Origin of the sequence: Aliiroseovarius sp. S1339, from assembly GCF_023195695.1 — a bacterium.
Classification (GTDB): Bacteria; Pseudomonadota; Alphaproteobacteria; order Rhodobacterales; family Rhodobacteraceae; genus Aliiroseovarius.
The window spans coordinates 16,829-37,959 of the sequence record NZ_JALPQG010000009.1 but is presented as its reverse complement, the minus strand read 5'-3'; the positions used below and the strand labels follow the sequence as shown (position 1 = coordinate 37,959).

22 protein-coding genes are annotated in these 21,131 nt (G+C 59.2%); 13 read left to right on the top strand and 9 right to left on the bottom strand.

The annotated features are described in order from the left end of the window. Positions 1-11: 11 nt before the first annotated feature. The 3 genes from sucD to mdh form a co-directional block, all read right to left on the bottom strand. Positions 12-896 (bottom strand): succinate--CoA ligase subunit alpha, encoded by an 885-nt coding sequence (sucD, locus tag MUY35_RS13885; RefSeq protein WP_248369623.1) that lies wholly within the window; start codon positions 894-896, stop codon positions 12-14. 304 nt (positions 897-1,200) lie between these two features. Then, positions 1,201-2,394: an ADP-forming succinate--CoA ligase subunit beta gene (sucC, locus tag MUY35_RS13880; protein WP_248369621.1), complete on the bottom strand. Its 1,194-nt coding sequence runs from the start codon at positions 2,392-2,394 to the stop codon at positions 1,201-1,203. Between the two features lie 256 nt (positions 2,395-2,650). Then, positions 2,651-3,613 carry a malate dehydrogenase gene (mdh, locus tag MUY35_RS13875; RefSeq protein WP_248369619.1) on the bottom strand — a complete coding sequence of 321 codons (963 nt, stop codon included), beginning with the start codon at positions 3,611-3,613 and terminating at the stop codon, positions 2,651-2,653. Positions 3,614-3,771: 158 nt separating this feature from the next. Here mdh and MUY35_RS13870 point away from each other — a divergent pair, with 158 nt between their 5' ends. From MUY35_RS13870 to MUY35_RS13820, 11 genes are all read left to right on the top strand, one after another. After that, positions 3,772-4,530: a sulfite exporter TauE/SafE family protein gene (locus MUY35_RS13870; protein WP_248369617.1), complete on the top strand. Its 759-nt coding sequence runs from the start codon at positions 3,772-3,774 to the stop codon at positions 4,528-4,530. A 105-nt stretch (positions 4,531-4,635) separates the two neighbouring features. Further along, positions 4,636-5,484 carry a CoA ester lyase gene (locus MUY35_RS13865; RefSeq protein WP_248369615.1) on the top strand — a complete coding sequence of 283 codons (849 nt, stop codon included), beginning with the start codon at positions 4,636-4,638 and terminating at the stop codon, positions 5,482-5,484. Between the two features lie 14 nt (positions 5,485-5,498). Beyond that, positions 5,499-6,047 carry an NnrU family protein gene (locus MUY35_RS13860; protein WP_248369613.1) on the top strand — a complete coding sequence of 183 codons (549 nt, stop codon included), beginning with the start codon at positions 5,499-5,501 and terminating at the stop codon, positions 6,045-6,047. 2 nt (positions 6,048-6,049) lie between these two features. Then, on the top strand, positions 6,050-6,253 hold the full coding sequence (locus tag MUY35_RS13855) for a DUF1737 domain-containing protein (RefSeq protein WP_248369611.1): 204 nt from the start codon (positions 6,050-6,052) through the stop codon (positions 6,251-6,253). Beyond that, positions 6,253-7,287 (top strand): MaoC family dehydratase, encoded by a 1,035-nt coding sequence (locus tag MUY35_RS13850; protein ID WP_248369609.1) that lies wholly within the window; start codon positions 6,253-6,255, stop codon positions 7,285-7,287. The genes MUY35_RS13855 and MUY35_RS13850 overlap by 1 nt, the downstream gene beginning before the upstream one ends. Positions 7,288-7,540: 253 nt before the next feature. Beyond that, a complete protein-coding gene (gene sdhC / locus MUY35_RS13845; RefSeq protein ID WP_248369607.1) occupies positions 7,541-7,924 on the top strand; it encodes a succinate dehydrogenase, cytochrome b556 subunit in 384 nt (127 codons plus the stop codon). Positions 7,925-7,935: 11 nt separating this feature from the next. Continuing rightward, a complete protein-coding gene (gene sdhD, locus MUY35_RS13840; RefSeq protein WP_248369605.1) occupies positions 7,936-8,307 on the top strand; it encodes a succinate dehydrogenase, hydrophobic membrane anchor protein in 372 nt (123 codons plus the stop codon). A gap of 16 nt (positions 8,308-8,323) precedes the next feature. Beyond that, positions 8,324-10,129, top strand: coding sequence for a succinate dehydrogenase flavoprotein subunit (gene sdhA / locus MUY35_RS13835; RefSeq protein WP_248369603.1), 1,806 nt, complete (start codon positions 8,324-8,326; stop codon positions 10,127-10,129). 12 nt (positions 10,130-10,141) lie between these two features. Further along, complete coding sequence (locus MUY35_RS13830; protein WP_248369601.1) at positions 10,142-10,921, top strand: succinate dehydrogenase iron-sulfur subunit; 780 nt, start codon at positions 10,142-10,144, stop codon at positions 10,919-10,921. After that, positions 10,921-11,634, top strand: a complete 714-nt coding sequence (locus tag MUY35_RS13825; protein ID WP_248369599.1) for a hypothetical protein — start codon at positions 10,921-10,923, stop codon at positions 11,632-11,634. Before MUY35_RS13830 ends, MUY35_RS13825 begins: the two co-directional genes overlap by 1 nt. Next, complete coding sequence (locus MUY35_RS13820; protein WP_248369597.1) at positions 11,631-12,056, top strand: DUF3052 domain-containing protein; 426 nt, start codon at positions 11,631-11,633, stop codon at positions 12,054-12,056. Before MUY35_RS13825 ends, MUY35_RS13820 begins: the two co-directional genes overlap by 4 nt. A gap of 8 nt (positions 12,057-12,064) precedes the next feature. Here the strand turns inward: MUY35_RS13820 and MUY35_RS13815 are convergent, their stop codons facing one another. After that, a complete protein-coding gene (locus MUY35_RS13815; RefSeq protein WP_248369595.1) occupies positions 12,065-14,590 on the bottom strand; it encodes an FtsX-like permease family protein in 2,526 nt (841 codons plus the stop codon). Further along, complete coding sequence (locus tag MUY35_RS13810) at positions 14,587-15,255, bottom strand: ATP-binding cassette domain-containing protein (protein ID WP_248369593.1); 669 nt, start codon at positions 15,253-15,255, stop codon at positions 14,587-14,589. Before MUY35_RS13810 ends, MUY35_RS13815 begins: the two co-directional genes overlap by 4 nt. Before the next feature lie 24 nt (positions 15,256-15,279). On the opposite strand from MUY35_RS13810, the gene MUY35_RS13805 reads away from it, so the two are divergent. Both MUY35_RS13805 and MUY35_RS13800 read left to right on the top strand, forming a co-directional pair. Continuing rightward, positions 15,280-15,936, top strand: coding sequence for an arylesterase (locus tag MUY35_RS13805; RefSeq protein WP_248369591.1), 657 nt, complete (start codon positions 15,280-15,282; stop codon positions 15,934-15,936). Between the two features lie 190 nt (positions 15,937-16,126). Next, positions 16,127-16,729, top strand: a complete 603-nt coding sequence (locus MUY35_RS13800) for a response regulator transcription factor (protein WP_248369589.1) — start codon at positions 16,127-16,129, stop codon at positions 16,727-16,729. Positions 16,730-16,736: 7 nt separating this feature from the next. Here MUY35_RS13800 and ccoS read toward each other — a convergent pair whose 3' ends face one another. Genes ccoS through ccoG form a run of 4 tightly spaced genes read right to left on the bottom strand, consistent with a single transcriptional unit; the run spans position 16,737 to position 21,031 of the window. Next, positions 16,737-16,898 (bottom strand): cbb3-type cytochrome oxidase assembly protein CcoS, encoded by a 162-nt coding sequence (ccoS, locus tag MUY35_RS13795; protein WP_091428644.1) that lies wholly within the window; start codon positions 16,896-16,898, stop codon positions 16,737-16,739. Between the two features lie 3 nt (positions 16,899-16,901). Continuing rightward, positions 16,902-19,097: a heavy metal translocating P-type ATPase gene (locus MUY35_RS13790; protein WP_248369587.1), complete on the bottom strand. Its 2,196-nt coding sequence runs from the start codon at positions 19,095-19,097 to the stop codon at positions 16,902-16,904. Between the two features lie 32 nt (positions 19,098-19,129). Next, entirely contained in the window at positions 19,130-19,615 is a 486-nt protein-coding gene (locus tag MUY35_RS13785; RefSeq protein WP_248369585.1) for a FixH family protein, read from the bottom strand. A 3-nt stretch (positions 19,616-19,618) separates the two neighbouring features. Further along, the gene (ccoG, locus tag MUY35_RS13780) at positions 19,619-21,031 is read right to left on the bottom strand and encodes a cytochrome c oxidase accessory protein CcoG (protein ID WP_248369583.1); all 1,413 of its coding nucleotides are present in this window, start codon (positions 21,029-21,031) and stop codon (positions 19,619-19,621) included. Positions 21,032-21,131 lie beyond the last annotated feature (100 nt).

Genomic DNA, 21,131 nt, shown 5'->3' with positions numbered 1-21,131 from the left:
AAGTGCTTTGTTTATTTGGCGATCGCTTCCAGCACGGCCTCGCCCAGTGTAGCGGGGCTGTCTGCAACAACAATACCTGCGGCGCGCATGGCTTCGATCTTGTCCTCGGCCCCGCCTTTACCACCAGCAACGATGGCACCAGCGTGGCCCATCCGACGACCCGGAGGCGCCGTGCGGCCAGCGATGAAGCCTGCAACCGGCTTCCAGCGACCTTTTTTCTTCTGGTCCGCCAGAAATTCAGCCGCTTCTTCTTCGGCCGAGCCACCGATTTCGCCAATCATGATGATCGACTGCGTCTCGTCGTCGTCCAGGAACATGTCCAGCACGTCGATATGCTCGGTGCCTTTGATGGGGTCGCCACCGATGCCGACAGCGGTCGACTGGCCCAGACCAATATCCGAGGTCTGCTTCACAGCCTCATATGTCAGCGTACCGGAGCGCGACACGACACCGACCGAACCACGCTTGTGGATGTGGCCGGGCATGATGCCGATCTTGCAGGCGTCGGGCGTGATGACACCGGGGCAGTTCGGGCCAATGAGGCGGCTTTTCGAGCCGTCCAGCGCACGCTGAACGCGCATCATGTCCAGCACCGGAATGCCTTCGGTGATACAGACGATCAGTTCCATCTCAGCGTCGATCGCTTCAAGGATCGAGTCCGCTGCGAAGGGCGGCGGCACATAGATCACGGAAGCGTTGGCTTCGGTGACGTGCTTGGCCTCATGCACCGAGTTGAAGACCGGAAGGCCCAGATGCGTCTGCCCACCTTTGCCCGGTGTCACACCGCCGACCATTTTGGTGCCATATGCAATAGCCTGTTCCGAGTGAAAGGTACCCTGCGAGCCAGTGAAGCCCTGACAGATGACCTTGGTATTTTCGTCGATAAGGACTGCCATGTGGTAGTCTCCTTAATAATTCGTTTTTTTGCCGGCTTCCGAGTCTCTCCGAAAAGGCAGGTTCCAACGTGCGATTAGGTAGTCTGCGGAGTAACAACCCAAGTGTTCTCGCCATCGTCACAGGCCACAGGAGCATTGCGCAGTCGCGCTTCTGCCATAAGTGTCTCCATGTCTGGCCCATTTGGGCAGGACAATGTGATTGAAGGACGTTCAGAAGCTGTTGCGCTTGGAGCATCGGGATACTTGACGCATCCAGAAACTGTCGCAAGTAGCGCTACTGACACTAAGATCTTCCGCATCAGGCTTAACCCTTCACCGCTTTCACGATTTTCTCTGCACCGTCCGACAGGTTGTCGGCAGCGATCACATCAACGTCTGAGTTGTTGATGATGTCTTTGCCGGCTTCCACGTTGGTGCCTTCAAGGCGCACAACCAGCGGAACCTGCAGGCCCACTTCTTTCACAGCCGCGACAACGCCTTCAGCGATGACGTCACAGCGCATGATGCCGCCGAAGATGTTCACAAGGATGCCCTTCACGTTGGGGTCCGAGGTGATGATCTTGAACGCCTCAGTGACTTTCTCTTTGGTCGCGCCACCACCGACGTCAAGGAAGTTGGCAGGCTCGGCACCGTAAAGTTTGATGATGTCCATCGTGGCCATCGCAAGGCCCGCACCGTTCACCATGCAGCCAATTTCACCGTCCAAAGCGATGTAGTTCAGGTCGTATTTCGACGCTTCCAGCTCTTTGGGGTCTTCTTCGGTAGTGTCGCGCAGTTCTGCAATATCGGCGTGGCGGTAGAGCGCGTTGCCGTCAAAGCTGACTTTCGCATCCAGCACTTTCAGATCACCGCTATCGGAAACGATCAGCGGGTTGATTTCCAGCATCTCCATGTCCTTCTCGACGAAGGCTTGGTAAAGCTGGCCCATCAGTTTCACGCACTGCTTGATCTGCGGGCCTTCAAGGCCCAGCGAAAACGCGATGCGGCGGCCGTGGAAGCCCTGGTAACCCGTCGCGGGGTCGACCGAGAAGCTCAGGATTTTATCGGGGGTCGCGGCTGCAACCTCTTCAATGTCCATGCCGCCTTCGGTCGAGCAGACGAACGAAATGCGCGATGTTTGGCGGTCAACCAGCAGAGCGAGGTAAAGCTCACGCTCGATGCCGGAACCAGCTTCGATATAGATGCGGTTGACTTGCTTGCCCGCCGGGCCGGTCTGGTGGGTCACAAGTGTGCGGCCCAGCATTTTCTTGGCTTCCTCGGCAGCTTCTTCCACCGATTTGGTCAGGCGCACACCGCCTTTTTCGCCAGCGCCGGCTTCCTTGAACGAGCCCTTGCCGCGGCCACCTGCGTGGATTTGCGCTTTGACCACCCAAAGGGGGCCGTCGAGTTCACCTGCCGCGGTCTTGGCTTCTTCTGCTCTCAATACGGGGCGGCCGTCGGAAACGGGGGCACCGTAGGATTTCAGAAGGGCTTTCGCCTGGTATTCATGAATGTTCATAAATCATCCTATCCAGTTGGTCCATTTGGTCGGGGACACCATGCACAACTGTCAGGGTCGTCGGAATTGTTTTCTGCGAAAAAGGTGGATTTTTGCGCTAAACCCGCCTTTTTGTGATCACACGTCAAAATGCTGTGATCACAAAATTACTTGGCGCAGGCGTCAAGTTGGCAATCTCGTGATTCTAAAGGCGCTTTGGCGAAATGAAAAAGGGCGCCCCGAATGAAGGACGCCCCAATTCCATTTGGAAGAATGATCAGGCCAGCGAGTTGTCGATGCCTTTGCAGGCCTCAACCAGGCCCTTCACGGCATCGACAGATTTGTCGAACATCGCCTGTTCGTCCTTGCTCAGTTTAATGTCGATAACCTTCTCGATCCCGTTGGCACCGATGACTGTCGGCACACCAACATAGAAACCGTCCAGACCGTAAGCACCGTCAACATAAGCCGCACAAGGCAAAACGCGCTTCTGGTCATTCAAGTAAGCCTGAGCCATCTCAATTGCCGATGCGGCCGGGGCGTAATAGGCCGAACCGGTTTTTAGCAGGCCAACGATTTCGGCACCCCCATCACGGGTGCGCTGAATGATCGCGTCCAATTTTTCCTGGCTGGTCCAACCCATTTCCACCAAGTCCGGCAGCGGAATGCCACCAACAGTCGAATAACGCGCCAGCGGCACCATCGTGTCGCCGTGACCGCCCAGAACGAACGCGCTGACGTCGCGCATCGATACGTCGAATTCGACCGACAGGAAGTGACGGAAGCGCGCCGAGTCCAGAACGCCAGCCATGCCGACGACTTTCTGATGCGGCAGCCCCGAAAACTCGCGCAGCGCCCAAACCATCGCGTCCAGCGGGTTGGTGATACAGATCACGAACGCGTTCGGGGCATGTTCTTTGATGCCTTCGCCGACTGATTTCATAACCTTGAGGTTGATGCCCAGCAGGTCGTCGCGGCTCATCCCCGGCTTGCGCGGCACACCGGCCGTCACGATGCAAACATCTGCACCTGCAATGCCTTCATAGCTTGTGGTGCCCGACATCGATGCGTCGAACCCTTCGACGGGGCCGCTTTCGGCGATATCCAGCGCCTTGCCCTGCGGGATGCCATCGGCAATATCAAAGAGGACGACGTCGCCCATTTCTTTCAGTGCAGCAAGGTGAGCAAGGGTGCCACCGATCATACCGCTACCGATAAGCGCTATCTTAGGTCTGGCCATGAGTGTGATCTCCGATCAGTTGTTTTCGGGCGCATGCGTAGTCCGAATATAGCGTTCGCGCAAGAGCGCTGCAGCGCGGCGTGACGCAGTCCTTGCCTCAGAACCCCGTTCGCGATAGCGCTAAAACACACGTTTTCCAGCGGTTTGAGGCGCATCCCATGCCCGAGGCACTTGACCTTACATTCTTTGCCTTTGCGATCCCTGCGGTGATCTTTGCAGGTATTTCCAAGGGGGGCTTCGGGTCAGGGGCGGCATTTGCGGCGACCCCGCTTCTGGCGCTGATTCTGGAGCCGGGGGCGGCCATCGGCCTGATGCTGCCGCTTCTGATGCTGATGGATGTGACCGCGCTGAAACCCTATTGGCGCAAATGGGATACGCCGTCGGCCAAGGCTCTGGTGCTGGGCGCGGTTCCCGGCGTCGCGATTGGGGCGCTTTTGTATTCCATCGCCAATCCCGACATCTTTCGGCTGCTGATCGGCCTGATCGCGGTCGGGTTCGTCGCGTTTCAGGCGGCAAAGTCTCGCGGCTGGATCAAGCCTGCGCCGAACCCAATGTCTGCGGGCATGGGTGGGTTCTGGGGCTTGATCGCAGGCTTCACCAGCTTCATCAGCCATGCAGGTGGCCCGCCCGCAGCCGTGTTTCTGCTGTCGCGACGCCTTGACAAGACCACCTTTCAGTCCACGACGGTCATCAGTTTCTGGGCGATCAACCTTCTGAAATTCATCCCCTATTTCGCACTCGGGATATTCACATGGCAGACCGCCAAGGCCGATCTGTTTCTGATCCCATTTGCGATCATCGGCGTCTGGATCGGTGTGCATATGCACCACCGCCTGTCCGAACGTGGCTTTTTCGCCTTCACTTATCTGTTCCTGATCCTCACTGGCACAAAGCTGATATGGGAAGGGCTGACCTAATCCGCGCCCGTTTTCCAAGATTTTCTGCAATGCGGCAGATCTGGCCTTGCGGATTGGTGCGCAGATGTGGTCCCTTGCGCAACAATATTGCGGAGGTCCAGAATCATGTCCACTCGTCCCTATCGTTCCGTCCTTTATATCCCCGGCTCGAAAGAGCGTGCGTTGGAGAAAGCCCGCACGCTGCCCGCCGATGCGATTATCTTCGACCTTGAAGATGCCGTAGCACCCGACGCCAAGGTCGATGCCCGCGCGACCCTGAAGGCGGAACTGGACAAGGGTGGCTATGGCAACCGCGCCAAGATCGTCCGTATCAACGGGTTTGATACCAAATGGGGCAAGGATGATGTGGCCGCCTTTGTTGGTGCCGATGTTGACGCGATCCTGATGCCCAAGGTGGACAATGCCGCGCAACTGGACGAGTTGGCCGCCCTGATCCCCGACGTGGACCTGTGGGCGATGATGGAAACACCGTTGGGCATGTTGAACGCCGCCGAGATCGCCGCCCACCCGCGCCTTAAGGGCTTCGTTATGGGCACCAATGACCTTGCCAAGGAACTCAACACCCGTTTCCGCGCGGACCGCCTGCCGATGATGGGCGGGTTGCATCTGTGCTTGTTGGCCGCCAAGGCCCACGGCGTGGTGATCATCGACGGCGTCTATAATGCCTTCAAGGACGATGAGGGACTGCGCGCCGAATGCGATCAAGGGCGCGACATGGGCATGGACGGCAAAACTCTGATCCACCCGGCGCAACTGGACATCGCCAACACCGCCTTCGCCCCGTCCGAAGATGAGATCGACCTCGCCCAGCGCCAGATCGCCGCGTTTGAGGACGCCGAGGCGTCGGGCCAAGGCGTCGCGGTTGTGGATGGTAAAATTGTCGAAAACCTGCATGTTGTGACGGCAAAGGGCATTCTGGCCAAAGCAAAGGCCATTGCCGACATGGCAAAATAAGGCGGAGAACGCACATGACCATCCTGATCATCGGTTTAGCACTTTGGTATGCTGGGCATTTCTGGAAACGCGCCCTGCCCGCGCGCCACGCCGCGATGGGCGACAAGGCAAAAGGGACGTCGGCGCTGATCCTCGTCGCCAGCATCGTCCTGATGGTGATCGGGTATCGCAGCGTCGAAAGCTATGATCTGCTGACCTATCCGTCATTCCTGAAACACATCAACAATCTGGCGATCGTGTTCGCGATTTACTTCATGAGCCCCGGCCCCTCGAAAGGCGCGCTGTTTTACAAGATGCGCCACCCGATGCTGACCGGCTTCATCATCTGGTCCGTCGCGCATATCGTTGTGAACCCGGATATGGCCTCGATTGTGCTGTTTGGCGGGCTGACGATTTGGGCGGTGGCCGAAGTGATCGTGATCAACCGCGCCGAGCCGAACTGGACGCCGAACCCGAAAGGCACAATTGCCAAAGACGGCATGTTTCTTGGGGCGGCGCTTGTGCTGACCCTGATCATCGGGCTGATCCACGGGTTGATCGGGCCGTCGGTATTCGGAGGGTAGACATGAAACTCTATCGCCTGCTGACAGAAGACGACACCTCGGCGTTTTGCCACAAAGTGACCGCAGCCTTGAACAAAGGCTGGGAATTGCATGGCGATCCCGCCTATGCCCACGACGCCTCTACCGGTGTGATGCGTTGCGCGCAAGCGGTGGTGAAGGTCGTGCCGGGCGACTACACCCCCGACACAAAACTCGGAGACCACTGATGGCGAAAACCAATCCGGGCCGCTTCTTTGAGGACTACAAGCTGGGCGACGTGATCCACCACGCCGTGCCGCGCACCGTGGCCGAAGGCGAACGCGCGCTGTATCACGCACTGTATCCTGCCCGCCACGCACTGTATTCGTCAGACGAATTCGCAGGCGCTTGCGGGTTGGAAGGGTCACCGATTGACGACCTGATCGCGTTCCACGTGGTGTTTGGCAAAACCGTTCCCGATATTTCACTGAACGCAGTGGCAAATCTTGGCTATGCCGAAGGCCGCTGGCTGAAACCGGTCTATCCCGGTGACACGCTGCGATCCTCGTCCGAGGTGATCGGGCTGAAACAAAACTCCAACGGTAAATCGGGCGTGGTCTGGGTGCGCACGCGTGGTGTGAACCAAGTGGGCGAGCCGGTGTTGGAATATGTGCGCTGGGTGATGGTGCGCAAGAACGATTTGGACGCGCCCGCACCAGAAACTGTCATCCCCGACCTGAAAACCACGCTGGAAGCTGGCGATCTGGTGATCCCTAATGGGTTGTCGTTTGAGGACTACGATTTCACGCTGGCAGGAGAACCTCACTGTTGGGGCGATTATGAGGTCGGCGAAAAGATCGACCACGTGGATGGCGTCACAGTTGAAGAAGCCGAACACATGATCGCCACGCGCTTGTGGCAGAACACCGCCAAGGTGCATTTCGACGCAACCTTCCGTCCCGATGGGCAGCGCTTGATCTATGGTGGGCATGTGATTTCGATGGCGCGGGCGTTGTCCTTCAACGGGCTGGCGAACGCACAGATGATCGTTGGGCTAAACGGCGGCGCGCACGCGAACCCCTGCTTTGCAGGCGACACGATCCGCGCATGGTCCGAGGTGCTGGACAAGGCCGACACTGACGCGCCGGGCGTGGGGGCTGTGCGCTTACGGCTGGTTGCAGTAAAACATGGCGCAACGGAGTTTGCGTTGAAAGGTGACGACGGCAAGTATTTGCCCGAGGTCATGTTGGATCTGGACTATTGGGCGCTGATGCCGAAATAAGTGGTCGGCGCGCCCTGTCGACTGCTTTGGACCCTGCTGCATTGCAGCGTTCCGCGACCATTGTCTGATTTTTTCTGTCAGACTTATTCGCTTCAATCCTGTGATCACATCATGAAATTTTGTGATCACAAGGGGTATTTTTCGGCTTTGTTAGCGCAATTTCCCCCATATTGCCTGTCCATAACGCGTGACTCTGCATCGCAAAAGGCGTTATTCCTTCTTCAACAGTCGAAACTGACAGAAGGAGGCCGCCATGGCCGACGTGAATAGGGGCAACCGCCCTCTATCCCCGCATTTGCAGATTTACCGTCCGCAGCTGACCTCCATGACCTCGATCTTTGCCCGGCTCACCGGCGTGGCGCTTCTGGGCGCTGCCTTCTTGGTTGTGTGGTGGTTTTTCGCAGCGGCGATGGGGCCGGGCTACTACGATCTGGTCAATGGCCTGATGACCTCGTTCATTGGCGACGTGATCATGTTCCTGGCGCTCTGGGCGCTGTGCTATCACGCGCTGTCCGGTCTGCGGCACCTGATCTGGGATATCGGTATCGGCCTTGACCTTCCCACTGCCGAAAAGATGGGCCTTGGCGTCATCTTCGGCTCTGTCGTTCTGGCGATCATCGTCGCCATCATCGTGTAAGGGGGACAGACATGCATTTTCTGACCGACCGCAAACGCGCTGTGGGCAAAGGGGCATCTGGCTCTGGTACCGAAAACTTCTGGGGACAGGCAATATCCGCCGTCGGCCTTCTGATCCTGATGCCGCTATTCGCGCTGACCTTCGGCAGCGCGCTTGGGCTTCCTTATGAAGAGGCCATCGCCTATTACCATCGCCCCTTCCCAGCCATCGTTGCCGCGATGACCCTTGTGACCGCAATGGTTCACTTCCGTCACGGCATCCAAGTGGTTATCGAGGATTATTCGCGTGGCATGACCAAGAAAATCCTGGTGATTTTCTGCACAGCGCTTTCCTACACAACACTCGCGATCGGCCTTTACGGCCTTGCCCGCATCGCCTTTTAAGACCGGAGCAACCCAAATGGCAGCTTACGAATACGAAACGCATGATTATGACGTGGTCGTGGTCGGTGCCGGTGGCGCCGGTCTGCGCGCGACGCTTGGCATGGCCGAACAGGGTCTGCGAACCGCTTGCGTGACCAAGGTTTTCCCGACCCGCTCCCACACCGTGGCCGCACAAGGCGGCATTGCCGCGTCCCTGTCCAACATGGGCCCGGACAATTGGCAGTGGCACATGTATGACACCGTCAAAGGCTCGGACTGGCTGGGCGACACGGATGCGATGGAATATCTGGCCCGCGAAGCGCCCAAGGCGGTTTACGAGCTTGAGCATTACGGCGTTCCCTTCTCGCGCACCGAAGAAGGCAAGATCTACCAGCGCCCCTTCGGCGGCCATACAACCGAATTTGGTGACGGACCCCCGGTGCAGCGGACCTGTGCCGCCGCGGACCGGACCGGCCACGCCATTCTGCACACGCTCTATGGTCAATCGCTAAAGAACAACGCAGAATTCTATGTCGAGTATTTCGCCATCGACCTGATTATGTCCGACGACGGCGAATGTCAGGGCGTTGTCTGCTGGAAGCTCGATGACGGCACGATGCACGTTTTCAACGCCAAGATGGTCGTTCTGGCCACCGGCGGTTATGGACGCGCTTTCTTCTCGGCCACCTCGGCCCACACCTGCACCGGCGACGGTGGCGGCATGGTGGCGCGCGCAGGTCTGGCCTTGCAAGACATGGAGTTCGTTCAGTTTCACCCGACCGGCATTTACGGGTCGGGCTGCCTGATCACCGAAGGTGCGCGCGGCGAAGGCGGCTATCTGGTGAACAGCGAAGGTGAACGGTTCATGGAGCGTTATGCGCCCCAGTATAAAGACCTTGCGCCACGAGATTACGTGTCCCGCTCGATGACGATGGAGATCCGCGAAGGGCGCGGTGTGGGGGCCGAAAAAGATCACATCTTCCTACACCTTGACCACCTGCCGTCCGAAGCGCTGGCTGAACGACTGCCGGGCATCTCGGAAAGCGCAAAGATTTTTGCGGGCGTTGACGTGACCAAGGAACCGATCCCGGTTCTGCCGACAGTTCACTACAACATGGGCGGTATTCCAACGAACTATTGGGGCGAAGTGCTGAACCCGACCAAGGACGACCCGACCGCGATTGTGCGGGGACTGATGGCCGTGGGCGAAGCGGGCTGTGCAAGTGTTCACGGCGCCAACCGCCTTGGCTCGAACTCGCTGATTGACCTTGTGGTGTTTGGCCGCGCCGCCGCGATCCGCGCCGGTAAAATTGTCGATGCTGACAGCGCGAACCCCACGCTAAACCAACCTTCCGTCGATAAAGCGTTTGACCGCTTCGACGGGCTGCGCAACGCTAAGGGCTCTGTTCCCACCGCCGAATTGCGTCTTGAGATGCAGAAAGCCATGCAGGCAGATGCTGCCGTCTTCCGCACAACCAAGACATTGAAGGAAGGCGTCGAGACAATGACCAAGGTTGCCGCCAAGATGGACGACCTGTCTGTCACTGACCGCTCGCTGGTGTGGAACTCGGACCTGATGGAGACATTGGAGCTTGCGAACCTGATGCCCAACGCGCTGGCCACCATCCACGGGGCCCAAGCGCGCGAAGAAAGCCGCGGGGCACACGCCCACGAGGACTTCCCGAAACGCGACGACAAGAAATGGCGTGTCCATACCGTCAGCCGCGTGGATGGCAACAAGGTCGATCTGACCTATCGCCCGGTGATCACCGATCCGCTGACCACCGAAACCGAGGGTGGTATCAGCCTCAAAAAAATCGCGCCTAAAGCGCGGACGTTTTAAGGAGGACACGACATGGTACAGTTTAGGCTTCCGAAGAACTCCACCATCCGCACTGGCAAGACTTGGCCTAAGCCCGTGGGGGCAACCAATATCCGCAAGTTCCAGATTTATCGCTGGACTCCAGATGACGGCCTGAACCCCAGTGTCGACACTTATTTCGTCGATATGGACAAATGCGGCCCGATGGTTCTGGACGCGCTGATCAAGATCAAGAACGAGATTGATCCGACGCTGACCTTCCGCCGGTCCTGCCGCGAAGGCATCTGTGGGTCTTGTGCGATGAACATCGACGGAATCAACACGCTGGCCTGTATCTATGGCATGGACGAAATCAAGGGCGACGTGAAAATCTACCCTTTGCCGCACACCCCCGTGGTGCGCGACCTGATCCCGGATCTGACGCATTTCTATGCTCAGCACGCGTCAATCATGCCGTGGCTGGAAACCAAAACCAACCGGCCTGCGAAAGAGTGGAAACAATCGATCGAGGATCGCAAGAAACTCGATGGGCTGTATGAGTGCGTCATGTGCGCGAGCTGCTCGACATCCTGCCCAAGCTATTGGTGGAACGGCGACCGCTACCTCGGCCCGGCCGCATTGCTGCACGCGTACCGCTGGATCATCGACAGCCGTGACGAGGCCACCGGCGAACGTCTGGACGAGCTGGAAGACCCCTTCAAGCTTTACCGCTGCCACACCATCATGAACTGTGCCAAGACCTGTCCGAAAGGTCTGAACCCTGCCAAAGCCATCGCTTCGATTAAGAAAATGATGGTCGAACGCACGCTTTGATGGGCGACATTTATTATGCAATGACATTGGCCGCCCTTGCAGGGGCGGCCATTCCTTTTGGCGCATGGCTTGCACGGTTTGATAGCCTGTTGCCGGGGCAGCTACGCAACGAGGCAAACCACTGGATCATGGCCTTTGGCGCGGGCGCGCTTTTGTCGGCGGTTGCCCTTGTTCTGGTTCCTGAAGGGATCGCGCGGGTGCATGGTCTGGTCGCCCTGCTGGCGTTGGTTCTTGGCGCGATTGCAGCGCTGTTGACAGATATCGCTATGTCACACCGGGAAGGGTCGAAGGCGCAGTTTCTGGCGATGCTGATGGATTTCATTCCCGAAGCTGTTGCCATGGGCGCGATCCTGACGGCCAAACCCAGCCTTGCGCTTTTACTGGCCGTCCTGATTGGTGCGCAGAATCTACCTGAGGGGTTCAATGCAGATCGCGAGCTGGAGGCGTCAACCTCGACACCGCGCGGCAAGCGTCTGTTGCTGTTCATGGCTTTGGTGCCGGCCGGGCCGATAGCGGCAGTGCTTGGCATCACGTTCTTTGCTGGCTGGCCCGAACTGCTGGGCACCCTGATGCTGTTTTCGGCGGGTGGCATTCTTTACCTGATGTTTCAGGACATCGCCCCGCAAGTGCCGGTGGAACGCCATTGGTCCCCCCCGTTGGGGGCAATATTGGGTTTTGCATTCGGGCTGGGTGGGCATATCCTGACGCTATGACAGGATATTCCGGCACGCCCCTTGCAAAGAAGCTGGGCCTGAAAGACGGCCAGCGCGTGGCGTGGATCAACCGGCCTGAGGCCCTCGACGATCTTGCCACTAGTCGCGCCTTCATCGTTGTCGACGACATCGCGACAGGCGCGCTGGTCGGCCCTTATGACGTTATTCACTACTTCACTGACAGTCGGGCGGCGTTGGGAAACACCTTGCCCAAGCTGCTATCCGCCCTTGATAAGGATGGCATGATCTGGGTGAGCTGGCCCAAGAAGGCCTCAAAAGTCCCAACTGACGTGACCGAGGACACCATTCGATATCTAGCACTGCAAGGCGTGCTTGTGGACGTGAAAGTCTGCGCGGTGGACGATATCTGGTCGGGCCTAAAGCTCGTGATCCGCAAAGAACACCGCGCCGCCCACGGGTAATGGGCTTATCACTCGCGTGCCCTGAGCACCTGCGCAGGTCGGGCAGACAACGGGCGCCATGCGTAAAACAGGCCCGCCAGGACTGTCGCAATCACACCTCCTGCCACGATGGCTATGGCATTGGCCGCGTCAAACACGAAGCGTTCTTCCATGATGTAATGGGTCACGGCCCAACCAGCCAACCCGCCGGCCAGCACGGCGACCGCCCCGGCAGCCGCGCCCAACACCGCCGAGCGGATGGCGAAGTTCGCAAGGATTTCTGGCCGCGTCGCGCCAAGGGTCTTCAGAACCGCCGCCTCATAGGTGCGCGCCCGTTCACCAGCTGCCGCCGCGCCCATCAACACGACGAACCCCGTCAAAAGCGTAGCGAGCGCCCCATAGGTGATTGCTGCGGCCACCTGACCCATGATCCCTGTGACCTGCGTGATCGCGTCGCGCACCGATATCAGCGTGATGTTTGGATAGGCCCGACCAAGGTCGCGCAGGATTGCCCCCTCGCCCGCCTCGTCTGAATAGATCGTGGCGATATAGCTGTGCGGCGCGCTGGCCAGAGCCGAGGGGTTCATGGTCATCACAAAACCCATGCCCGCCTGACTGAAATCAACTTCGCGCAGGCTGGTTATCTGCCCCGTGATGTCGCGCCCCAGAATATTGACGGTCAAGCTGTCACCTATGCCGATCCCCATCTCCTCCGCCTCTTCAGCGGCAAAGCTGATCTGGGGGTCGCCCTGATAATCTTCCGGCCACCATTCCCCCGCAACCACGGTCGTTCGCGTCGGAGTCGCGGAATAGGTCAACCCGCGATCACCGCGCACAACCCAATGGCCGCCTGCAACCTCACGCGCCGGGCGATCATTGATCTTGGTGATCATCCCGCGCAGCATGGGGGCGGTATCGATGCGGCTGACCAAGGGGTCACCGTCCAGCCGCGCGGTGAAGCCGTCGATCTGGTCGGGCTGAATGTCCACAACAAAGAAGCTGGGTGCCACATCGGGCAGATCGCGTGCAATCGCACCGCGCAGGTTGTTGTCAATCTGACCAACAGCGGCCAGCACCGCCAGCCCCAACCCCAGTGACAGAACGACAGCGCCCGCCTCTCCACCCGGTCCACCAACCGCACCAAGCGCCATCCGCAAAATGGGCCAGCCGCGCATGACTTTTCGGTGCCCGACCCAGCGCGCGACCCAGCGTACGGCCAGACCGGTTAGGACCAATGCGGCGAAGGCCCCCGCCAGACCAACAAAGCTCCACATCGCGAGCGACGCCATCCCGGACAGTCGCGCCGCAGACCAGATCAGCACCGCAAGGATCGCCAGACAAAGACCAATGAACAGCGGGCGTGGCAGGCGCGTGCTGCCCAAAGCTGCGTCGCGAAACAGCGCAGCGGCTTTGACCTCTTCTGTGCGGGCCAGTGGCCACAAAGTGAACAGCAGGGCGGCGAGCGCACCATAAAGGGCGGCTTCGGCCAACGGTTGGGCATAAATCGTAATCTCGGCAGTGATCGGAAGTGCCGTCGCAATCAGTGGCGCAAGCGCCAGAGGTACGATGGCGCCCAACAGCAGACCCAGCGCCAGACCAATCACAGTCAGCAAGCCGATTTGTAGGAAATATGCAAGAAAGATCACCTGACGCTGGGCACCAAGCGCACGCAAGATTGCAATCGTCTCTGTTTTTCCATCCAGATAAGATCGCACAGCGGCTGATATTCCAACCCCACCGACGGCCAGTCCGGCCAGCCCAACCAACACCAGAAACGCGCCCAGACGATCAACCAGTCGGCGCATCCCCGGCGCTCCGTTGCGGGCGTCTTGCCAGCGTGCGCCGTTGGCTTCTAGCGTTGGCATAAGCGCGGCATTGGCCGCGTCCATGCTGACCCCATGGGGCAGGCGCATTTTGTAGTGGCTGTTAAACAACGTCCCCTCGGCCAATAGCCCCGACCCATCAAGCGCGGTGCGTCGTACAATCGTGCGCGGGCCAAGTCCGAACCCGGCGCTTGCGTTGTCAGGTTCCGTCACCAGTTCGGCCATCAAGACGAAATCCGCGTCGCCCAAACGAAACTGATCCCCTTGGGTCAATCCCAACCGGTCAATCAACAGGTCATCCATAACCGCGCCGGGCAGACCATCCTTTCCGTCCAACGCGGCTGCAAGGTGCATTGGCGGATCCAACACAACCTCACCCACCAGCGGATAGGCATCGTCGACGGCTTTGATCTGGGTCAGCCCGCGATCATCATCTGTCACTGCCATGGATCGGAAATCCGCAAGCACGCTCATCTCGCCACCCAGGGAGGCCAGCAACGCAGCCTCGTCGTCGTCCGCAAACCGATAGGTGAACGAAACAGAGGCATCGCCCCCCAGCAACACGGCCCCTTGCGAGGCCAGCCCCACCCGAAGCCCCTCGCGTACGCTGCCCACGGCGGCGATGGCGGCGACCCCAAGGATCAGGCAGGCCAAGAATATGCGAAAGCCGCGAACGCCTCCGCGCATCTCGCGCCGGGCCAGACGCAACGCCATGCTCAGCGCTCGCATCATGCGAGCACCCCGTCCTGAATATGAACAATCCGGTCGCAGCGTTCGGCAAGCTCGGGCGCGTGGGTCACAAGGACAAGCGTGGCTCCGTAGCGGTCGCGCAACCCAAACAGAAGGTCCATGATCGCCGCCCCGGTTGTCCCGTCAAGGTTGCCGGTTGGCTCGTCCGCCAACAGGATGTCAGGCCTTGGGGCGGCGGCACGGGCCAAGGCCACGCGCTGTTGTTCGCCGCCAGACATTTGGCTGGGGTAATGATCCAGCCGGTGTGACAGCCCAACCGCTTTCAATTCTTCGGCTGCGCGTTCAAACGCATCCCTTGCACCGGCCAGTTCCAGCGGAGTCGCAACGTTTTCAAGCGCCGTCATTGTTGGGATCAGGTGGAAAGATTGGAACACCACCCCCATATGATCTCTACGAAAGCGGGCAAGATCATCTTCACCCATGGTGCTGAGGTTCTGCCCCAATACGCTGACACCCCCGCCGGTGGCTTGCTCAAGCCCGCCCAGCAACATCAGGAGAGATGACTTGCCCGACCCAGACGGCCCCGTCAGCCCCAATGTCTCGCCCGCCATGACGCTGAGGTCGATCCCCTTGAGGATTTCGGTTCGTCCGGCATTATGGCCAAGCGTCAAGCGCGCATCGGTCAACGAGATGATCGGTGTCGTCATGGGAAATCCTGCATGGGGTAAGACATGTTGATATCAAATGGATATGGGGTTTTGACCCGGCTTCTCAAGTGCTTGGCCGCAATGGTTTTGTTGACGGGTACCGCGCGGGCCGAGGCGGTGACGATCCTGGCCTTGGGCGACAGCCTGACCGCCGGATATGGTTTGCCGCAGGGCGACGGTTTCGTGCCGCAGTTAGAAACGTGGTTGAACGAAAATAGCGTGGACGCGACGGTCGTCAATGGTGGCGTTTCTGGTGATACCACCGCAGGCGGCGCCGCGCGGCTGGGGTGGGTTCTGAACAGCGATGTCGACGCGGTGTTGGTTGCGTTGGGCGCCAATGACATGCTGCGCGGCATCGACCCGCAAGAAACCTATAGCAACCTAGACAGCATTCTGTCCGAATTGTCGGCCCGCGCCCTGCCCACGCTGCTCATCGGCATCCCTGGCCCTGCAAATTTCGGGCAAGACTATAAAACCGCGTTCGACCAGGGATTTGAAAAGCTCGCCACTGTGCACGATGTTGCGCTGTATCCAAGCTTTCTGACCGGACTAACCGACGCAGCCGGGTCCGCCAATGGTGCGCTTCGATATCTGCAGCCAGACGGGCTGCACCCCAACGCTGAAGGCGTTTCGCTGATCGTGCAAGCGATAGGTCCCGCGGTGCTTGAAATCTTGCCATAACCCATAGATTCACGCCCTGCCGTTGCACATTGCGTTGATCGACTGCCAGCGCCTCACTTTTGGGCAGGTATCTCGGCCCGAAACCTGTCCATAGTGACACCTGTTCGTCACGCTTTCGCTGTGCGATTGTTGCACGTCTAAATGCGTTTTCGGACCATACCGGCCAAAACGCCCGATGCGGAGCACCCCAGTGACAATCCTGTTGGTAACAGAAGATCTTGCGATCCAACGCAGGTTCCAATCTGTTTTGGAACACGAAGGCGACGAGCTGTTGCATGTTTGTGCAACTGCGCAGGACGCAGAAGACGTGCTGCAGCGCCATACCGACATCAAAGTGATTGCGGTGGATTTCGCGACGCCCGGGCTGGGTGGGTTGAAGACCGTCGCCCGCTTGACCACGGCGCGCGCCACTGCGCGGCTGGTGCTGATGATCCACACGCCCTCTTTCGCGATGGCGCGTCAGGCTTTGCAGATCGGCGCGGCGGCTTGCGTTCCGGCTCATTTGTTTCAGGACGCTTTGTCGGCAGTGTTGTCTCTGACGACAGGTCCCAATGATTTGATCGTGTTGCCGCAGGGCGCGTTGTCGCGACAGAAGAAGGAGCACGGGCTGTCGCGTCGCGAGCTACAGATATTGGCGCTGCTTTGTGATGGTCAGCAGAACAAGGAAATCGCGCATAGTTTCGGCATTCAAGAGGTCACGGTGAAGATGCATATGCGATCGGTGATCCGCAAACTGGGGGCACGAAACCGAACCCATGCCGCGATGATCGCGCGCGATGCGGGCATCGTTTAAGACACGCTTAGTCTTCGGGCGGCGCGTCGTCCCAGCGATCGCTTAGGATACGGTGGCTGTCTCCATCCGGGTCTTCATATTGCTCGCTTTTCAGCGTCCAAAAGAACGCAGCCAGCCCAAGGCCACCAAGCAGAAGCGAGACGGGGATCAGATAGACAAGCACATTCATGGATCACCCTTTCTTCAGCCGAAGCGCGTTCAGCGATACTGTCACCGACGAGGTCGACATGGCAAGTGCCGCCGCCAGTGGCGTCGCCAATCCGACCAGCGCAATCGGGATCGCAATGGCGTTATAGCCCGCAGCGATGGCAAAGTTTTCCTTGATCCGGCGGGTGGCGGATTTGGACATGTCGATTGCACTGGACAGCGGTTCCATCGACTTGCCCAGAAGCACGATGTCGGACACGACGCGGGCTGCCTCCAGTGCCGAGGCGGGCGAGATCGAGACATGCGCCGCCGCCAGTGCCGCCGTGTCATTAAGCCCATCACCGACCATCAGAACCTTCTTGCCTGCCTTGCCCAGACGGGCGACGTATTCGGCCTTATCTTCGGGCAGCGTGTCGGCTTGCCATTCGGAAATGCCCACTCTTCCTGCAATGTCGGCCACTGCGGCAGGCACATCGCCTGAAATCAGAGTGATGCCCATGCCTTTGGCTTTCAGCGCGGTGATCGCTTCCACAACACCCGGACGCAGCGCGTCGGTGAAGGTGAATGCCACAGGCCGCGCGCCGGACACCGACAGATAGGTCGCAGTTTGCCCGACCGAATTTGCGCCCAGCCATTCAGCGCGACCAAGGCGAACGATCTTGCCCTGCCAATTGCCTTCAATGCCCCTGCCGGGCACTTCGTGAACCTGTGTAACCTCGGCTGGCTGCATGCCTGCCGCGCGGGCCGCTTGGGTCAGCGATTGCGCCAAGGGGTGGCTGGAGCCTTCGGCCAGCGCCAGCGCGATTTCAAGATCGCGGGTGTTGTGGCGGGACAGCTCGTCCAGTGCGGGTTTGCCTTCGGTCAGGGTGCCGGTCTTGTCGAAAACGACGTGATCAACCTCGGCCAACCGCTCCATCGCGGTGGCGGATTTCAGCAGCATCCCCTGCTTGAACAGGCGCCCGGACGCCGCGGTGGTCACGGCAGGCACCGCAAGACCCAAGGCGCAGGGGCAGGTGATGATCAGGGTGGCCACAGCAATGTTCATCGCCACGCGCCAGTCGCCGGAATACCAAAACCAGAATAAGAACGCCGCAAGGGCCAGCAGGTGCACAACCGGCGCGTAAACTGCAGCGGCCTTGTCAGCCAGCGACGTATATCGGTTGCGCGCGGTTTCCGCGATAGCGACCAGATCGGCCATGCGGTGTAAAGAGCTGTCGCGTCCCGCCGCCGTCACACGAACGGTCAGCGGGCCGGTCAGGTTTACCTCGCCCGCCGACACGATGCTTTCAGGAGCGGCTGCAACAGGCAGGCTTTCCCCGGTCAGAAGCGAGCGATCCAATTCGCTTTCCCCTGTCACAACGATCCCGTCCACCGGCACGCGCGCACCGGGCACAACGCGCACGATATCGCCGGGTGTCAGGTCGGACACTGCCACTTGTTCATCCGCCTGCCCGTCGATGACGCGGGCGGCGCGGGGCACTTCAAGGGCGGCCAGTTCCTCGGCCGCTGATCGCGCCACCGCACGAGTGCGATAATCAAGATAACGGCCTGCCAGAAGGAAGAAGGTCAGCGAAAGCGCGGCGTCAAAATACGCGTGTTCGCCCGAATGCATCGTCTCATATATCGACATGCCCAGCGCCAGCAGGATCGCAAGCGAAATCGGCACATCCATATTCAGACGGCCCACACGCAGCGCAGACCAAGCGGACCGAAAGAAGACCTGACTGGAAAACCCGATGGTCGGAATGGCTATGGCCGCGCTGATCCAGTGAAACAGATCGCGGGTGGCATCTGTTGCCCCCGACCATACCGCGACGCTTAACAGCATCACGTTCATCATGGCAAACCCCGCCACGCCCAATCGCATCAGCAGGTCTTTACCTTGCTTATCGGTTGCGGTTGACGTCAGTTGGCCGGGGTCCAGTTCATAGGCTTCGAACCCTAAGCCGGTCAGGTAATCTGCCAGTGTTTGCGCCTCGACCCCCGGATCAACGTCGACGGTGGCGCGTTTTAGCGTCAGGTTCACCCGCGCAGCGCGCACCCCGTCTTGCTTGGCCAGACCCCGCTCGACCCCCGAAATGCACGCCGCGCAATAAATCTGCGGCAGCGACAGAAGCACGCGCTGTGCTTCCATCCCATTCCCTCGATATCCTTCACCGGCTTGCTCTTCTGCAAGCGGGGCCGCAGCACAGGCCGGGCAGGCAGAGATCGGTGTGGCCATGGTTACGTTCCTTGTCCGCAGGCGGGTCGGCCTTACTTGGCCGAGATGTAAATCGGGATACGCCGCTGAAAGCTGGTGCCATCGTCGGCCACCACATTCAGGCGCAAGTTCCAGTTGCCTTCACCCAAAAGGCCGACCTGCGCCGTATAGGCACCGTTCGATGCCTGGCTGAATGCTGGTTCCTGATCTTCTTTCACATGGGTCGCGCGGCCTAGCAGGCCGTAGACGGACTTCACGGTAACCGAGTCGCCCGCGCTGTCATTGATTGAAAGAATAAGTGTCTCGCCATCGATCTGAGTCGCAACATCCCAGCCCAGAGCTTCTTGCGCGGTCTTCTGCGCGTCGAATTTCTGGCTGGCCACATAAGAGTTTTTTGTCTCAAGCCCCGGGAAGGTGCCAATCGCCGAATATGCCATGAAAAGGTTCACGCCGATGATCACAGCAAAGAACGACACCACGATAGCCAGAACATGTTTGCCCGTCAGTTCAAACTCGGACTTTTCCGTTTTATCGACCATGGTTTAGCGTCCTCTACCGTTGAACACGGTTTCCTGATAGGTGCGATCACCGGTGACGCCGTCCACGACCCAAAGACGCAGGTCGGTCCGGTCTGTCCTTGCGGCGTCCGATCCCGGAGGCGCGATGACATAGACCCGTTGCTTTGCCTCTGTATCAGGTGGAGCAACCAATACAAGTTTATCGCTGCCTTCCAACACCAGTGACATGTCGCTATCTTCGGCCAGCGAGAAGTAATAGGGCCATTCTTCGCCGTGGCGATTGCGCACGCCCACGTCATAGGTATTGCGGATCGCGCCGTCTGACAGCGTGACATAGGTCGGGTTGCGCACCGGACGCACCGTCACGTCCACTTTCGGGCGGACAAACAGGGCCACGGTCAGCGCGACGCCAACCAGCGTCCAAAGCGAGACATAAAGGATCGTGCGCGGGCGCAGCAGGTGTTTAAGCACCGGAATCTTCTCGTTCCCTGCCCGTTCATAGGCCTCGTCCTTCAGGGCCAGGTAATCAATCAGGCCGCGTGGTTTGCCGACCTTGTCCATCATCTCGTCACAGGCATCGATGCACAGTCCACAGGTGATGCATTCCATCTGTTGGCCGTCGCGGATATCGATGCCCATCGGGCAGACGTTCACGCAGGCGTTGCAATCAATGCAGTCGCCCAGATCATCGCGGGCTTTGCCTTTGCCGCGCGGCTCACCGCGCCAGTCGCGATAGGCAATGGTTATGGTGTCTTCGTCCATCATCGCCGCCTGAATGCGCGGCCACGGGCAGGCATATATGCAGATCTGTTCGCGCGCGATACCGCCGAAGAAAAATGTCGTCAGGGTCAGCACCAGAACCGTTGAATAAGCAAGTGGGTGCGCATTACCGGTGACAAGATCAACCAGAAGTGTTGGCGCGTCTGCGAAATAGAACACCCATGCCCCACCAGTTGCGACCGCGATCATGATCCAGAGTGTGAACTTGATCAGCCGCTTGCGGATCTTCTCGCCGTTCCAGTCCTGACGGTGCAGGCGCAGGCGGGCGTTGCGGTCGCCCTCGACCCAGCGTTCGACAAGAATAAACAGGTCCGTCCAGACCGTCTGCGGACAGGCATAGCCGCACCAGACTCGACCCGCAGCCGAGGTAAACAGGAACAACCCAAGCCCGGCCATGATCAGCAGACCGGCGATAAAGTAGAACTCATGCGGCCAGATCTCGATCCAGAAGAAATAGAAGCGGCGGTTGGCCATATCCACAAGAACCGCCTGATCCGGGAGGTTCGGACCACGATCCCAACGTATCCACGGGGTCAGATAATAGATGCCAAGGGCGATGCCCATGATCCACCACTTCAAGCTGCGAAAAACACCCTTTACCCGCTTGGGGAAAATCGGTTCTCGCGCGGCATAGAGTTGTTCGGGGGCGTCAGACATGGACAGTTTCCAATCCTGCGTTTGGGTGTAAGCTTCGGATTAAGAATTATTCTACATTGAAGCCTTGATGTGGATCAAAGAATTTGGCCGCACTGCGCGG

Excerpts from the sequence above, each read along its gene's own strand:
- MUY35_RS13850 (WP_248369609.1), top strand. The coding sequence starts at position 6,253 with ATGGCGAAAACCAATCCGGGCCGCTTCTTTGAGGACTACAAGCTGGGC.
- sucD (WP_248369623.1), bottom strand. The coding sequence starts at position 896 with ATGGCAGTCCTTATCGACGAAAATACCAAGGTCATCTGTCAGGGCTTC.
- ccoS (WP_091428644.1), bottom strand. The coding sequence starts at position 16,898 with ATGAATGTGCTTGTCTATCTGATCCCCGTCTCGCTTCTGCTTGGTGGC.
- MUY35_RS13805 (WP_248369591.1), top strand. The coding sequence starts at position 15,280 with ATGTTGATATCAAATGGATATGGGGTTTTGACCCGGCTTCTCAAGTGC.
- MUY35_RS13790 (WP_248369587.1), bottom strand. The coding sequence starts at position 19,097 with ATGGCCACACCGATCTCTGCCTGCCCGGCCTGTGCTGCGGCCCCGCTT.
- MUY35_RS13785 (WP_248369585.1), bottom strand. The coding sequence starts at position 19,615 with ATGGTCGATAAAACGGAAAAGTCCGAGTTTGAACTGACGGGCAAACAT.
- MUY35_RS13860 (WP_248369613.1), top strand. The coding sequence starts at position 5,499 with ATGACCATCCTGATCATCGGTTTAGCACTTTGGTATGCTGGGCATTTC.
- MUY35_RS13865 (WP_248369615.1), top strand. The coding sequence starts at position 4,636 with ATGTCCACTCGTCCCTATCGTTCCGTCCTTTATATCCCCGGCTCGAAA.
- mdh (WP_248369619.1), bottom strand. The coding sequence starts at position 3,613 with ATGGCCAGACCTAAGATAGCGCTTATCGGTAGCGGTATGATCGGTGGC.
- MUY35_RS13820 (WP_248369597.1), top strand. The coding sequence starts at position 11,631 with ATGACAGGATATTCCGGCACGCCCCTTGCAAAGAAGCTGGGCCTGAAA.
- MUY35_RS13830 (WP_248369601.1), top strand. The coding sequence starts at position 10,142 with ATGGTACAGTTTAGGCTTCCGAAGAACTCCACCATCCGCACTGGCAAG.
- sucC (WP_248369621.1), bottom strand. The coding sequence starts at position 2,394 with ATGAACATTCATGAATACCAGGCGAAAGCCCTTCTGAAATCCTACGGT.
- MUY35_RS13810 (WP_248369593.1), bottom strand. The coding sequence starts at position 15,255 with ATGACGACACCGATCATCTCGTTGACCGATGCGCGCTTGACGCTTGGC.
- sdhA (WP_248369603.1), top strand. The coding sequence starts at position 8,324 with ATGGCAGCTTACGAATACGAAACGCATGATTATGACGTGGTCGTGGTC.
- ccoG (WP_248369583.1), bottom strand. The coding sequence starts at position 21,031 with ATGTCTGACGCCCCCGAACAACTCTATGCCGCGCGAGAACCGATTTTC.
- sdhD (WP_248369605.1), top strand. The coding sequence starts at position 7,936 with ATGCATTTTCTGACCGACCGCAAACGCGCTGTGGGCAAAGGGGCATCT.
- MUY35_RS13855 (WP_248369611.1), top strand. The coding sequence starts at position 6,050 with ATGAAACTCTATCGCCTGCTGACAGAAGACGACACCTCGGCGTTTTGC.
- MUY35_RS13825 (WP_248369599.1), top strand. The coding sequence starts at position 10,921 with ATGGGCGACATTTATTATGCAATGACATTGGCCGCCCTTGCAGGGGCG.
- sdhC (WP_248369607.1), top strand. The coding sequence starts at position 7,541 with ATGGCCGACGTGAATAGGGGCAACCGCCCTCTATCCCCGCATTTGCAG.
- MUY35_RS13815 (WP_248369595.1), bottom strand. The coding sequence starts at position 14,590 with ATGATGCGAGCGCTGAGCATGGCGTTGCGTCTGGCCCGGCGCGAGATG.
- MUY35_RS13870 (WP_248369617.1), top strand. The coding sequence starts at position 3,772 with ATGCCCGAGGCACTTGACCTTACATTCTTTGCCTTTGCGATCCCTGCG.